The organism is Ruegeria sp. BHSB172 (assembly GCF_059613165.1).
Genome location: NZ_JBXWRZ010000010.1, coordinates 52,909 through 66,498, shown reverse-complemented (window position 1 = coordinate 66,498; position 13,590 = coordinate 52,909). Strand labels below are relative to the sequence as shown.

The 13,590-nt window shown below is 63.2% G+C and carries 14 protein-coding genes; 6 read left to right on the top strand and 8 right to left on the bottom strand.

Annotated features, from left to right (window positions below; all coding sequences use genetic code 11):
* Nucleotides 1-35: 35 nt before the first annotated feature.
* The 5 genes from AC2FM3_RS07800 to AC2FM3_RS07780 form a co-directional block, all read right to left on the bottom strand.
* Nucleotides 36-218, bottom strand: coding sequence for a DNA gyrase inhibitor YacG (locus AC2FM3_RS07800; RefSeq protein WP_496680425.1), 183 nt, complete (start codon nucleotides 216-218; stop codon nucleotides 36-38).
* Nucleotides 215-1,237, bottom strand: coding sequence for a ribonuclease E/G (locus AC2FM3_RS07795; protein WP_496680424.1), 1,023 nt, complete (start codon nucleotides 1,235-1,237; stop codon nucleotides 215-217). The genes AC2FM3_RS07800 and AC2FM3_RS07795 overlap by 4 nt, the downstream gene beginning before the upstream one ends.
* A complete protein-coding gene (locus AC2FM3_RS07790; RefSeq protein WP_496680422.1) occupies nucleotides 1,234-1,812 on the bottom strand; it encodes a Maf family protein in 579 nt (192 codons plus the stop codon). The genes AC2FM3_RS07795 and AC2FM3_RS07790 overlap by 4 nt, the downstream gene beginning before the upstream one ends.
* Nucleotides 1,813-1,823: 11 nt before the next feature.
* A complete protein-coding gene (infA, locus tag AC2FM3_RS07785) occupies nucleotides 1,824-2,042 on the bottom strand; it encodes a translation initiation factor IF-1 (protein ID WP_005620785.1) in 219 nt (72 codons plus the stop codon).
* An 88-nt stretch (nucleotides 2,043-2,130) separates the two neighbouring features.
* Nucleotides 2,131-3,006 (bottom strand): carbon-nitrogen hydrolase family protein, encoded by an 876-nt coding sequence (locus AC2FM3_RS07780; RefSeq protein ID WP_496680420.1) that lies wholly within the window; start codon nucleotides 3,004-3,006, stop codon nucleotides 2,131-2,133.
* Nucleotides 3,007-3,175: 169 nt separating this feature from the next.
* On the opposite strand from AC2FM3_RS07780, the gene AC2FM3_RS07775 reads away from it, so the two are divergent.
* Complete coding sequence (locus AC2FM3_RS07775; protein WP_496680418.1) at nucleotides 3,176-3,664, top strand: hypothetical protein; 489 nt, start codon at nucleotides 3,176-3,178, stop codon at nucleotides 3,662-3,664.
* Here the strand turns inward: AC2FM3_RS07775 and AC2FM3_RS07770 are convergent.
* Nucleotides 3,661-4,290 carry a ribonuclease T2 family protein gene (locus AC2FM3_RS07770; RefSeq protein WP_496680417.1) on the bottom strand — a complete coding sequence of 210 codons (630 nt, stop codon included), beginning with the start codon at nucleotides 4,288-4,290 and terminating at the stop codon, nucleotides 3,661-3,663. The two genes, AC2FM3_RS07775 and AC2FM3_RS07770, sit on opposite strands and share 4 nt — an antisense overlap.
* Before the next feature lie 130 nt (nucleotides 4,291-4,420).
* Between AC2FM3_RS07770 and AC2FM3_RS07765 the strand changes: the two genes are divergently transcribed.
* Together AC2FM3_RS07765 and AC2FM3_RS07760 are read left to right on the top strand one after the other, a co-directional pair.
* A complete protein-coding gene (locus AC2FM3_RS07765) occupies nucleotides 4,421-5,182 on the top strand; it encodes a DUF1013 domain-containing protein (RefSeq protein ID WP_496680415.1) in 762 nt (253 codons plus the stop codon).
* A 54-nt stretch (nucleotides 5,183-5,236) separates the two neighbouring features.
* Nucleotides 5,237-5,626 carry a hypothetical protein gene (locus AC2FM3_RS07760; protein WP_496680414.1) on the top strand — a complete coding sequence of 130 codons (390 nt, stop codon included), beginning with the start codon at nucleotides 5,237-5,239 and terminating at the stop codon, nucleotides 5,624-5,626.
* Between the two features lie 48 nt (nucleotides 5,627-5,674).
* On the opposite strand, the gene AC2FM3_RS07755 is transcribed toward AC2FM3_RS07760, so the two are convergent.
* Both AC2FM3_RS07755 and AC2FM3_RS07750 read right to left on the bottom strand, forming a co-directional pair.
* Nucleotides 5,675-6,706 carry a permease gene (locus AC2FM3_RS07755; RefSeq protein ID WP_496680412.1) on the bottom strand — a complete coding sequence of 344 codons (1,032 nt, stop codon included), beginning with the start codon at nucleotides 6,704-6,706 and terminating at the stop codon, nucleotides 5,675-5,677.
* Complete coding sequence (locus AC2FM3_RS07750; RefSeq protein ID WP_496680411.1) at nucleotides 6,699-7,007, bottom strand: ArsR/SmtB family transcription factor; 309 nt, start codon at nucleotides 7,005-7,007, stop codon at nucleotides 6,699-6,701. Before AC2FM3_RS07750 ends, AC2FM3_RS07755 begins: the two co-directional genes overlap by 8 nt.
* A 128-nt stretch (nucleotides 7,008-7,135) precedes the next feature.
* Here AC2FM3_RS07750 and pdxR point away from each other — a divergent pair, with 128 nt between their 5' ends.
* From pdxR to AC2FM3_RS07735, 3 genes are all read left to right on the top strand, one after another.
* Entirely contained in the window at nucleotides 7,136-8,596 is a 1,461-nt protein-coding gene (gene pdxR, locus AC2FM3_RS07745; RefSeq protein ID WP_496680409.1) for a MocR-like pyridoxine biosynthesis transcription factor PdxR, read from the top strand.
* Nucleotides 8,597-8,720: 124 nt separating this feature from the next.
* Nucleotides 8,721-10,499 (top strand): sulfoacetaldehyde acetyltransferase, encoded by a 1,779-nt coding sequence (gene xsc, locus AC2FM3_RS07740; RefSeq protein WP_496680407.1) that lies wholly within the window; start codon nucleotides 8,721-8,723, stop codon nucleotides 10,497-10,499.
* 173 nt (nucleotides 10,500-10,672) lie between these two features.
* Nucleotides 10,673-13,486 (top strand): molybdopterin oxidoreductase family protein, encoded by a 2,814-nt coding sequence (locus AC2FM3_RS07735; protein ID WP_496680405.1) that lies wholly within the window; start codon nucleotides 10,673-10,675, stop codon nucleotides 13,484-13,486.
* Nucleotides 13,487-13,590 lie beyond the last annotated feature (104 nt).

Below are 13,590 nucleotides of genomic sequence, written 5' to 3'. Positions count from 1 at the left end.
CCAAACGCGGTGTCCAGAGGCTTTTTCAGATTTTTTCAGTGCGGGCGATCCTTGATTTCGACAGCATCCTGAATCTCACCATCAAGGTCTTCCTCGCGCTGCGACGAAACCGCATAGGAGCCGTTCAGCCACTTGGCCAGATCAATGTCCGCGCAGCGTTTCGAACAAAATGGACGAAACCGTTGGACCGTATCTTCTCCGCAGATCGGACAGCTCATTTCAGGACCTCCGACAATGGAATGCGGCCACGTTTGCGCTGCAACTCGAAATGCCCCAGCGGTGTCCAGCCGGCAAGAACGGTTTCTTCGCTGTCTGCCCTAAAGGCAGCGCGGAGTGCGGATTCGAATCCGCGCCGGTCTTTCTTGGGCATCGGCGCAAGGTCCAGCGTGATCTGCCCGCCCAGCCCCCGCACGCGCAGGGCACGCGGCAGTTCCTTGGCGCAGGCGAAATTGGCCTTTGTTCCCGCCGCCAGCGAGCTATCCGAACCGGTGTTCACGTCCACGGCCACCAACGCCCGGGTGGGCTCGATATACATATGCGCCCCACCCATCAAGGGATGGGATGCGCCGCGTGCGGTGTCCAACGCCTCGAGTACGCCATGGTCCGCGAACCCGCCCGCCTGGGTCGAAACCTCGGCGGGCTCCACCCATTCGCGCCAGGCGAGAACATGCGGCGCGTCACCCTGAGACAGCGTTTCCGGCGCGTTTCCGGTGTCATTCACGACCTGTTCGGCCAGCGCTCGCATGGCGGCGATGTCTTCGGCGATCTCATCGGCATCCGCGCCCTGGCAACCGGAGCGCAGGATCAGACCGAAGGGGCTGCCGTCCATCTGCTCATGCGCGATCACCAGCAGCCGGTCGCGCTCCTCGTCATCGCGGATTGAGCGGGAGATGTTCAGCCCGGGCGCATCCGGCGTGACGATGGCATAGCGGCTTTTGAACAGGATGCGGTTTGTCACCGGCAGGGCCTTGCCCGGCTCGGCATAACCCGTGACCTGCACCAGCAGCATTTCGCCCGGCGCCAACCCTTTGACCTGCCGAAGGAAAGCCGGACCATCCGGGGTGCTCAGGAACATTCCGCCCTGCCCCTTGACTGGCCGCTCGGCCCGGGCCCGATAGATAGTCCCAGGGGCAGGCGCATCGGCGGCGATCAGGAAATCATCCAGTTTGCCATCCACCATCAACGCGGCGGCTTCGCGGCCCTGAATGTGATCCAGGATGATCGTTCGACCTTTCATGATGCCTCGCGATACAGAGGGTAGCCGATGCCTTGCAGCAGCCCGGCGGTTTCCGCCAGGGGCAGCCCGACGATCCCGGTGAACGAACCCGAGATCCATGGAATGAACGCACCCGCGGGCCCCTGAATGGCATAGCCACCCGCCTTGCCCTGCCAATCGCCGGTGGCGAGATAGGCGTTGATTTCCACGTCCGAAAGACGCTTGACCTTGACTTGGCTGACAACGTCGCGTTGCAGCACCCGATCACCGCGACGCACCGCGACCGAGGTGATCACTCGGTGGCGACGTCCCGACAGGGCAAGCAGGAACTCGGCGGCCTGGCCGGCATCTTCGGGCTTGCCCAGTATGCGTCGGCCCAGCGCAACCGTCGTGTCGGCGCACAAGACGATATCGTCCGGGTTCGCCTGCACGGCATGCACCTTCTCGCGGGCAATACGCGCGCAATACCGCAAGGGCAATTCCCCCTTGCGCGGCGTCTCGTCGATGTCGGGGGCAGAAATCGTATCGGGCTGCACGCCAAGCTGCGCCAGCAGGTCCAGCCGTCTGGGGCTGCCCGATCCCAGGATGAACGCCATTGCGGCAGGCGTTACTTGAAGCGGTAGTTGATCCGACCCTTGGTCAGATCATAGGGGGTCATCTCGACCTGAACACGGTCGCCGGCCAGAACGCGGATGCGGTTCTTGCGCATCTTGCCTGCCGTATGTGCGATGATTTCATGGCCGTTTTCCAGCTCGACCCGAAACGTCGCATTGGGCAGGAGTTCCTTCACGACACCGGGAAATTCGAGCGTATCTTCCTTGGCCATGTTGTCTCCATTGTTGCGTTGTCCCGCGGAATCCGCAGGTGTGCGCTTAAATGGTCCCCTTTTGCCAATTTTTCAAGGGCGGAATCGCCTAAAGGCGCGACAATGTGACCGATTGGACGCGGGGATCCTGTTCCGACCAGTGTGACCGGTTCAGAACCCCGCCATCAGCCCGCACATGGGCGATCGCGTCCAGATCGACCTCGGCATAGGTCCAGCCCGGCCGGTTCAAGCTGCCTTGTGCCAGAACGCCGGTTTCGGGGAAGCCCACATCGGGCGGGCCGAACACTCCGCCCATGCCGGTGTTCTTGTCGACCGCCTCAGACCAGTCATTGTCGCCGACCAGCGAGGCCATCGCGGTCACACATTGGTTTTCCAACGCCCGCGCCATCGCACCGATGCGAACGCGCCAATAGCCCGACAGGGCCTCGGTGCAGGACGGAACAAGGATAAGGTCCGCCTCGGACAGGGCGCGGCCTAGTAGAGGAAACTCGCTGTCATAGCAGATCAGAATGCCGATCTTGCCCAACGCCGTGTCGAACAGTTTCAGCGGCCCTCCCGGCGCGATTTTCCAAGGGGTGCGCTCGAACCGGGTCATGATCTGCTTGTCCTGGTGGTCGTGGCCACCGGCGGGCGAGTAGAACGCGGCCCGGTTCACGGGGCGGCCCTGCCCTGCATTCACCGGTGCGGACGCGCCCAGAATGTACGCATTGTACTCGACAGCAAGGCGCCGGTGCAGGGTGTGGACTTCCTCCATCCGGTCGGAAACGGCCTGGATCGAGCGCTCCAGGTCGCCGGCCACCTCAGCACCATCCAGAGTTGACAGCTCCATTGCACCGTATTCCGGGAACACCAGCAACTGCGCGCCCTGCCCCGCGGCCTGCGCAACCCAGTCGGCCAGCTTGTCTTCATACTGCGCCCAACTATCCAGCCAGCTGAGAGAGTATGCGGCGGTGGCAAGTTTCATCCTGCGGGTCCTGTCCAACGAATTCGCACGAACTCTATGGGCGGGATTGCCGGGTGTACAGGTCCTTCGGCAGGGCGAAAGGTCCCGGATCGAGTCGCGATCCGATTGAAATCTGACGATACTTCTCTAACCTGCGGGTCTGAACCCTGTTTGCCCGGAGATTCCGACCATGACCCGCGTCATCGCGCTCGTTCTTGCCGCCTTCACCGCCACCTCCGCTTGGTCACAGCAGTTGATAGACAAGGGGTTCGTCGAAGGCTGGAACATCATGATGGATCCTAATCTGGGTAACGGCTGCCTGATCCAAACGGTGTATCAGGACCTGTCGGTGGTGCGTCTGGGCTATGACGCGCTGGACAATCGGGGCTATTTCACCGTTTTCCACAAGGGTTGGGGCGACATCGAGCCCGGCAAATCCTATCCGATTCGGTTCGATTTGGATGGCAAGAGCTTTGACGCCACCGCCATCGGCTTCAAGCAGGATCGGGTGCCCGGTGCGACCGTGTTCTTCACCGACCGGAACTTTGTTACCGCCATCGCCCGGAACAAGACGATGACGGTCTACAATCCGGCGGGCGAGCGGGTTTTGGCGATCGACCTGAAAGGCACCGCCAAGGCACTGGACTATGCCCGCGACTGCCAGAACAAGAAGCTCTAGCGAATCGGATCGAACACCGCGTCCGAGGCGGTACAGTCCCGGATCACGTCCCGCCCGCAGGGCACCGGGTCCAATTCGCGCGACAGGCAGATTCGTACTTCTTCGATGTATCCGCTGTTGCAGGTGACGGTGATCATGTCGGGTTCCAGCCCCGGGTTGGCTTTGACAAAGGCCTCCTCGACCACGCGCGCCGGCAGTTTGACCGGCTTGTCCAGCTTGCGGAACACCGCGGGGCGGTTGATACGCTCATAGGCCTGCCGCGACAGCGCGTAATAGTCTGCCGCGGACAGGCCCGAACAGGTGCCGTGTTTCTTCCACTGATGCCAGGCCAGGCCGGAACTGCCCTGAATATCCTGCATTTCACGGGTCTTCCCGCGAGAGGGCGGCGCTTTGGGCGTGGGGCAATACGACGGCCAGCCTTGGTGATATTGCGGCCACAGCCCGTGCAGGATCCAGCCGTGATCGTGGCGCGCATCGCATTGGTCGGACCCGCGCGCGTCACCCTCGCGGGCGCACCAGTTGGGCGACCAACTCAGCGACAACACGTAATAGTCGAATTCCCCTGCCTTCTCGCCCTCGGCTAGCGCGGCCACCGCACTGAACGCCCACAGAACCACCCAACGCATTCGCCTCTTCCCTTCCGGCTTTTGCGCGACTATATACGCCCCGAGTTCCCCGACAACGGAAACCTGCCCCAAGACCTCGGGGCCGCCGAATTCCGGCGACGGGACAGATGTATTCAAAGGAGACGGGCTCATGGCAAAACCCCTGATGGCCAAGGCGACCGCCGTGTGGCTGGTGGACAATACCACGATCAGCTTCAAGCAGATCGCGGATTTCGTGGGCATGCACGAGCTGGAAATTCAGGGCATCGCCGATGGCGATGTGGCCGCCGGCGTCAAAGGGTTCGACCCGATCGCCAACAACCAGCTGACCCAGGACGAGATCGACAAGGCCGAGAAGGATCCGCTGCACAAGCTGAAGCTAAAGTTCAACCCGGCCGCAGCCGGCGAGGAAAAACGCCGCGGGCCTCGCTACACCCCGCTGTCCAAGCGGCAGGACCGTCCCAACGCGATCCTGTGGCTGGTCAAGTTCCACCCCGAACTTTCCGACGGCCAGATCTCGAAACTGGTAGGCACCACCAAGCCGACGATCCAGTCGATCCGCGAGCGCACCCACTGGAACATCGCCAACATGCAGCCGATCGATCCGGTGGCTCTGGGCCTGTGCAAACAGTCCGAACTGGATGCAGCCGTTCAGAAGGCCGCTGCGAAGAAGGCCGCTGAAGGTGGCGTGATGAGCGATGACGAGCGCCGCAAGCTGGTCTCGACCGAACAGTCGCTGGAGATGGACGCCGCGCCCAAGATCCCCACGGCAATCGAGGGGCTGGAAACCTTCTCGCTGTCCGATGACGACGAAGAAGAAAAGGACGCGGAACCGATCGTCGATGCCGACAGCTTCTTCAACCTGCCCAAGGGCGGTGCCGAAGAAGACGACGAGGATGACCATCGCAACTAATCAGATTTGGGCCCCGACCGCGCAGGTACGGGGCCTTTTTCATCGGAACGGATTATGCTGAACATACTGTCCAAAGTCGTCGGGCCGCACCGGGCGGTCTCGATCTACGCATTCATGAAAACCAGGGGACTGGTCATTCTCGGTGGCGTCAGCGTCATCGGAGTGGCGGCGGCCCTGCTGTTGCTGAGCGGTGATGGCAGGCATGAACACGAGGCCTTCCTGACCGTGCCGGTCCTGTCGGCGACGCCGATCAACGGTGACCTGAAGAACGGGGTGATTGCTTCGGTGCGCCTGCCAGATGGGTCTGCCGCTTCGATCACGGCGACCGAGGCCCCGATCGCGCAGACCGTCGGCACGACCGCCTGCATCGAAAAGCGCGTCTACATGGATACCGGCGAACCGCGATACCGGTTCAAGCTGCCGAAATATTGCGCGGGCAGTTGATCGGCCGGCGGGCTACGCCACCCGGACCGTCGCCGGGTGGCATGCGTTTCACAGCATCTGGAACAGGAAACCTGCCGCGATCGCGCCGCTGATGCCAAGGCCCAGGTAGGCCGCAAAGACACGTGCTTTGACCAGCGACCACACCGCAGCCATGGCCGGGATCGAGCTGACCGCGCCCGCGATCATGAACGACATGGCCGCGCCGGCGCTCATCCCCTGTTCCATCAGCCCGGCCAGCAGCGGCGGCGCGACATACGAGTTCAGATAGGCGGGCATGCCCACGAAGGCCGCGATCACGATCGGAACCACGCCCTCGCCCCCGACCGCGCGCGCGATCAGGTCCGCCGGAACATAGCTGACCAGCAGCGCCTCGAGCACATAGGCAAAGGCCATCCATTTCAGAAGGAACAGGGCATTCTGCACGAATTCGGCCCGGAACCGGGCGCGGCGCTCGGGCACCTGCCAGAACTTCCACACGGGCTTCTCGTTTTGCTTCGGGGCGCAGCCACAGCATCCGGCCGGCTCGTACCGGCGCAACGGCCGGGCGAACGCCCCGCGACGCATCAGAAAGCGCACGGCAAAGCCTCCGAACAGGCCCAGGGCCACCGCGGCCGCGGCCTTGCCGATGGCAAAGGGCCAGCCCAGCGCACCGGCGGTGATCAGCAGGGTCGGCGGGTCGATCAGAGGCGAGCTGAGCCAGAACGCCATCACCGCCGATAACGGCGCGCCAAGGGCCAGCAGGCCGGCGATGAACGGAATCACCTCGCAGGAACAGAACGGCGCCAGCCCGCCGAACAGGGCGGCCAGAAAGATCATCCGGGCTTCGCGCCCCTCGAAGGCGCGGGCCACCATCGTTTCCGCTCCCGTGGCCTTGAGATACGAAAGCAACAGAACCGCAAACAAGATGTACTGACCGGTATGCGCCAGCGCCCTTCCCGCGAAGCTGACGACAGCGACCCAGTTGCCCGGGTCCAGCACGGCAACCAAGGCAAGGATCGCCGCAATCGGCGCCCAAGGGGTCTTGAGATAGTCGGTCAGGCGCTTGCCAACCGCCTTTGGGGTCTGCGTCAACTCAGCCATCGTTGGCGGCCTTTCCTTGCTGGTCCGCGCAGCATTCGCTGAGAATGAACTGCGCGAGGTTCTTCAGTTCGTGGAAACAGGCCCGGTTGATCGTGCTGCGCCCCACTTTTTCCTGTTCGACCACGCCGCCGGCGGCCAGAAACCGCAGGTGATGGGCCAGGGTCGACGGGGCGATGCCGGTCCGGCTCTGGATTTCTCCGACGCTCAGCCCGTCTTCGCCGGCGCGCACCAAGGTCTTGAGCACCTGCAATCGGGCTTCGGACCCCATGGCCGAAAACCCTGCTGCCGCTTTTTCCCACATGCTCTACCCTCCATTAAACTAAATTTCTAGCTTTATAGAATTATTATCAGAGACATGTCAATGCCGGAAGAGGGTGATCAAGGATAAGTCCAGATTGCCCGCACCTTAGGTCCACCCTATAACGAGGTATGGGGATTTCAGTTGACACCTTCTTTCTGAAGCCGGACGGGCAAGGCACGCTGCAGGCGCAGATCCAGCAGATGATCGCCGAGGGCATCCTGTCGGGGCGATTTCACGTGGGCGAAAAGCTGCCCTCGTCACGCAAGCTGGCCGCACATCTGGGCGTCAGCCGCATCACCGTGACGCTGGCCTATACCGAGCTGCTGGCGAATGACTATCTGACGGCCAGGGGGCGATCGGGCTATTATGTGTCCGAGAACGCGCCGGTTCCGCCGAAATACACGCCGGTCCAGCGCGGCGCCGAGACTGTCGACTGGGACAGGGCGCTGGCCCGCCGGTTTTCGGACGGCGACGTTCTGACCAAACCGCAGGACTGGCGGGACTACCGCTATCCGTTCATCTACGGTCAGCCCGACCGCACCCTGTTCGACCATGCCAACTGGCGGCTGTGCGCGGTGCGAGCACTGGGGCACAAGGATTTCGACTCACTGACCGGCGACTATGTGGATCAGGACGACCCGCTGCTGGTCGAATTCATCGCCCGCCACACGCTGCCCCGCCGTGGCATCGCGGCCCGGCCCGAGGAAATCCTGATCACGCTGGGCGCGCAGAACGCGCTGTGGCTGACCTCGCGCATCCTTCTGGGACACGGGCGCAAGGCAGCGATCGAAGATCCCAGCTATTACGCGCTGCATGAATTGCTGCGCTGCTCGGATGCCACCATGGCGGCGCTGCGCGTCGATCAGGACGGGCTGCCGCCCGACGCCATCCCCGATGACACCGATGTCATCTACACCACGCCCAGCCACCAATGCCCCACCACGGCGACCATGCCCGTGGCGCGGCGCCACGACCTGCTGGAACGCGCCCGCGCGCTGGACGCAATGATCGTCGAAGACGACTATGAATTCGAGATGGCCTTTCTGGGCGCCCCCTCCCCGGCGCTCAAGTCCTTGGACAAGGACGGCCGCGTGATCTATGTCGGCAGTTTCTCCAAATCGCTGTTTCCGGGTCTGCGGCTGGGCTACATGGTCGGGTCCGAGGCCTTCATCCGCGAGGCGCGCGCCCTTCGGTCGCTGGTGTTCCGGCATCCGCCGGGCCACATCCAGCGCACCGCGGCCTATTTCCTGTCGCTGGGGCACTATGACGCCCAGATCCGCCGCATGTCCAAAGCCCTGTTGCACCGCCGGCAGACCATGGAAGAGGCCATCGAGCGGCACGGGCTGACCGTCGCCGGACGCGGGGTGTTCGGCGGTTCGTCGATGTGGATGCGGGCCCCCGACCATGTCGATACCGCCGAACTGGCGCGGCAGTTGCAGAAACAGGGTGTTCACATCGAACCCGGCGCGCCGTTTTTTTCCGGCCCGAACCGTCCGCGCAACTTCTACAGGCTGGGCTATTCCTCGATTTCGTCCGACCGCATTCCCGACGGGATCGCCAGGATCGCCGGGGCGGTTCAGGCAACCTGACCGCGCTCTGGACCTAAGCCGACTGCCCGACTGGCCCTAACCCGGTGGCCGGCATTGCGCCAAAACCTATGGCGACCCAGGCGGCGCGCCTGCCTGTTTTCACCCCTGTTCGGAGATCGCCCAGATGAAAATGACCACGGAAGAGGCCTTTGTAAAAACGCTGCAAATGCACGGGATCGAACATGCGTTCGGGATCATCGGTTCGGCCATGATGCCGATCTCGGACCTGTTCCCCAAGGCCGGAATCATGTTCTGGGACTGCGCTCACGAAGGATCGGCTGGCATGATGGCCGACGGCTACACCCGCGCCACCGGCAAGATGTCGATGATGATTGCGCAGAACGGCCCCGGCATCACCAACTTCGTCACCGCCGTCAAAACAGCCTACTGGAACCACACACCGCTGCTGCTGGTCACGCCGCAGGCCGCGAACAAGACCATCGGTCAGGGTGGCTTTCAGGAAGTCGAGCAGATGAAACTGTTCGAGGACATGGTCGCCTATCAGGAAGAGGTCCGCGACCCGTCGCGCGTGGCCGAGGTTCTGAACCGGGTCATCATGAAGGCCAAGCGCGCCAGCGCCCCGGCCCAGATCAACATCCCGCGCGACATGTGGACCCAGGTGATCGACATCGAACTGCCCGCCATCGTCGAGTTCGAGCGCCCCTCGGGCGGTGAAACCGCCGTGGCCCAGGCGGCCGAGCTGCTTTCGAAGGCGAAGAACCCCGTTATCCTGAACGGTGCCGGCGTGGTTCTGTCCAAGGGCGGGATCGAAGCCTCGAAGGCGCTGGCCGAGCGTCTGGATGCCCCGGTCTGCGTCGGCTACCAGCACAACGACGCCTTCCCCGGCAGCCACCCGCTGTTCGCCGGTCCGCTGGGCTACAACGGGTCCAAGGCTGCAATGGAGCTGATCAAGGAGGCCGACGTTGTGCTGTGCCTCGGCACCCGCCTGAACCCGTTCTCGACCCTGCCGGGCTATGGCATGGAATACTGGCCAGCCGACGCCAAGATCATCCAAGTTGACATCAACCCCGACCGAATCGGCCTAACCAAGACGGTCACCGTGGGCATCGTGGGTGACGCGGCCAAGGTGGCGACCGGCATCCTGAACCAGCTGAGCGACACCGCGGGCGACGAAGGTCGCGCCGAACGCAAGGCGAAGATCGCCGAAAAGAAATCGCGCTGGGCCCAGCAGCTGACCAGCATGGACCACGAGGACGACGACCCGGGCACCACCTGGAACGAGCGCGCCCGTGCCGCCAAGCCCGACTGGATGAGCCCCCGCATGGCCTGGCGCGCCATTCAGGCCGCCCTGCCGAAAGAGGCGATCATCAGCTCGGACATTGGCAACAACTGCGCCATCGGCAACGCCTATCCGTCCTTCGAGGCGGGCCGCAAATACCTCGCGCCGGGCCTGTTCGGCCCCTGCGGATATGGCCTGCCGGCCATCGTCGGCGCCAAGATCGGCTGCCCGGACGTGCCGGTCGTGGGCTTTGCCGGTGACGGCGCATTCGGCATCGCGGTGAACGAACTGACCGCGATCGGCCGCGAGGAATGGCCCGCCATCACCCAAATCGTGTTCCGCAACTACCAGTGGGGCGCCGAAAAGCGGAACTCGACCCTGTGGTTCGACGACAATTTCGTCGGCACCGAACTGGACACCAAGGTCTCGTATGCCGGCATCGCGCAGGCCTGCGGCCTGAAGGGCGTGGTGGCCCGCACCATGGATGAACTGACCGCAGCCTTGGCACAAGCGATCGAAGATCAGAAAAACGGCATCACCACCCTGATCGAAGCCTTGATCAACCAGGAACTGGGCGAACCGTTCCGCCGCGATGCGATGAAAAAGCCGGTGGCGGTGGCCGGCATCAGCCGTGACGACATGCGGCCGCAGACCGGCGCCTGACGCGAGCGGGCGCCTGAAACCCGATCATCGCCCGGGCCACGGGCGGTGATCCGCACGTCGACGCACCGGCCTGAACGGCGCAAGCCTCTGGATCGGGACGGGGAATTGCCTAGAGTAGCGTCAAGATAGAACCGCCTGCGCAACATTGGCGGCCATGAGCCACAGGGAAACACATGAGCCAACCAAAGCTGGATACGTCACCCGAAGTTTCGGACGAGGTCCGCAAGACCACCTGCTACATGTGCGCCTGCCGCTGCGGGATCAACGTGCACCTCAAGGATGGCAAGGTCGCCTATATCGAGGGCAACCGCGACCACCCCGTGAACAAGGGCGTGCTGTGCGCCAAGGGCAGCGCGGGGATCATGCAGGTGAACGCCCCGTCCCGGCTGCGCAAACCGCTGCGTCGCGTCGGGCCGCGTGGCTCGGGTGAATTCCGCGAAATCGAGTGGGACGAAGCGATCAGCACCGCCGTCGGCTGGCTGCACGAACTGCACGAAACCGCCCCTCAGAAACTGGCGTTCTTCACGGGTCGCGACCAAAGCCAAAGCTTCACCTCGTTCTGGGCCCAGAATTTCGGCACACCAAACTATGCCGCGCATGGTGGGTTCTGTTCGGTCAACATGGCGGCAGGCGGAATCTATACGATGGGGGGTGCTTTCTGGGAATTCGGACAGCCCGACTGGGACCATACCAAACTGTTTATGCTGTTCGGGGTGGCCGAGGACCACGACAGCAACCCCATCAAGATGGGGATCGGCAAGATCAAGGCGCGCGGCGCACGCGTGATCGGCGTGAACCCGGTCCGCTCGGGGTACAACGCGGTTGCCGACGACTGGGTGGGGATAACTCCGGGCACCGACGGGCTTTTCATCCTGTCGCTGATCCATGTGCTGATGAAAGCCGGCAAGATCGATTTGGACTATCTTAGCCGCTATACCAACGCACCCGTTCTGGTGAATGCCCAGGAAGGCCCGGAAAAGGGTCTGTTTCTGCGCGACGTCGACGGCAAGCCGCTTGTGATCGACCGCATTACCGGGCAGCCTGCGGCATTCGACAAACCCGGCGTGCGCCCCGACCTGTCGGCGCAATACATACGCGATGGCGTCACCCACAGGCCGGTCTTCCACCTGATGGCCGAACGTTACCTCAGCGACGAATACGCGCCGGAAGCCGTTGCCGACACATGCGGCATCCCGGCCCAACGCATCCGGGCCATCGCCGCCGAACTGGCCCGCGTCGCCTTTGACGAGGCGTTCGAGCTGGACCAGGAATGGACAGACTTCCGCGGCGAGACGCACAGCAAAATGGTGGGGCGGCCGGTCAGTTTCCATGCCATGCGCGGCATTTCGGCCCATGCCAACGGGTTTCAGACCTGTCGTGCGCTGCACAGCCTGCAGATCCTGCTGGGCACGGTCGAAGTTCCCGGCGGCTTCCGGTTCAAACCGCCCTATCCCAAACCCGTCGAGGCCCACCCTACACCACATGGCGATCGCCGCCCCGGCCGACCGCTGGATGGTCCGCATCTTGGCTTTCCCCGCGGCCCCGAGGACCTTCTGCTGGACGACTGCGGCACGCCGCAGCGCATCGACAAGGCCTTCACTTGGGAAAACCCCATGTCAGCCCACGGGCTAATGCACATGGTGATATCGAATGCGGCGGCGGGTGATCCCTACAAGATCGACACGTTGTTCATGTACATGGCGAACATGTCGTGGAACTCGACCATGAACACCAGCGGCGTGATCGAGATGCTGACCCGCCGGAACGAAGACGGCAAATATGCCATCCCGCGCATCATCTACTCCGATGCCTATTCCTCGGAAATGGTAGCTTATGCCGACCTGATCCTGCCCGACACCACGTATCTCGAGCGTCACGACTGCATTTCGCTGCTCGACCGCCCGATCTGCGAGGCCGACGCCGCCGCCGACGCGATCCGCTGGCCGGTCATCGAACCCGACCGCGACGTGCGTGGCTTTCAATCGGTTCTGATCGAACTGGCCAACCGCATGAAACTGCCGGGCTTCACCAACGAGGATGGAAGCCCGAAATGGACCGACTATGCCGACTACATGGTCAACCACCAGCGCAAACCAGGCATCGGCCCGCTGGCCGGCTTCCGCGGCGCCGATGGCTCGCAGGTGGGGCGCGGCGATGTGAACCCCGACCAGCTGAACCGCTACATCGAAAACGGTGGGTTTTTCGTCGAGCACATTCCCGATGCGGCGCTCTACTACAAACCCTGGAACACTGCGTATCAGGACTGGGCGGTGGGAATGGGCCTGTATGACAGCCCTCAACCCTACCTGTTCCAACTCTATTCCGAGCCGATGCGCAAATTCCAGCTGGCCGCTGAAGGTCACGGCGACCGCCAGCCGCCCGACCACCTGCGCGACCAGATCAGACACAAAATGGATCCACTGCCCATCTGGTACGAAACCGACCAGACCGGCAACGATGGCTATACCATCAACGCCCTGACCCAGCGCCCGATGGCAATGTATCACAGCTGGGGCAGCCAGAACGCGTGGCTGCGCCAACTGCATGGACGCAACCCGCTTTATGTCCCCACCAAACTGATGCGGGAGCACGGGCTGAAAGACGGCGACTGGGCTCGCGTCACCTCCCCACACGGCGAAATCACTGTGCCGGTCATGGAGATGGCCGCGCTCAACGAAAACACCGTCTGGACATGGAACGCCATCGGCAAACGCAAGGGCGCCTGGGCCCTGCAGCCCGACGCGCCCGAGGCGAACAAGGGCTTCCTGCTCAACCACCTGATCCACGAACTGCTGCCGCCCAAGGGCGACGGCCTGCGCTGGGCAAATTCCGACCCGATCACGGGACAGGCCGCCTGGTTTGATCTGAAGGTCAAGATCGAAAAAGCCGAAGCACCGGCAGACGCCCAAAGCCAACCGGAATTCCCGCCAATCAAATCTCCGGTCGGCACCGGCCCCAGGGATCTTGCGTGGAAGGTCGGCAAATGACCCTGCCCCGTCCTTCATCTGGCCCGAAATATCCCGGGGGTGAATTGAGCCGCCAGGCTCAAGAGGGGGCTGGCACCCTCACCTATCCCGGCCCGGAACACGAG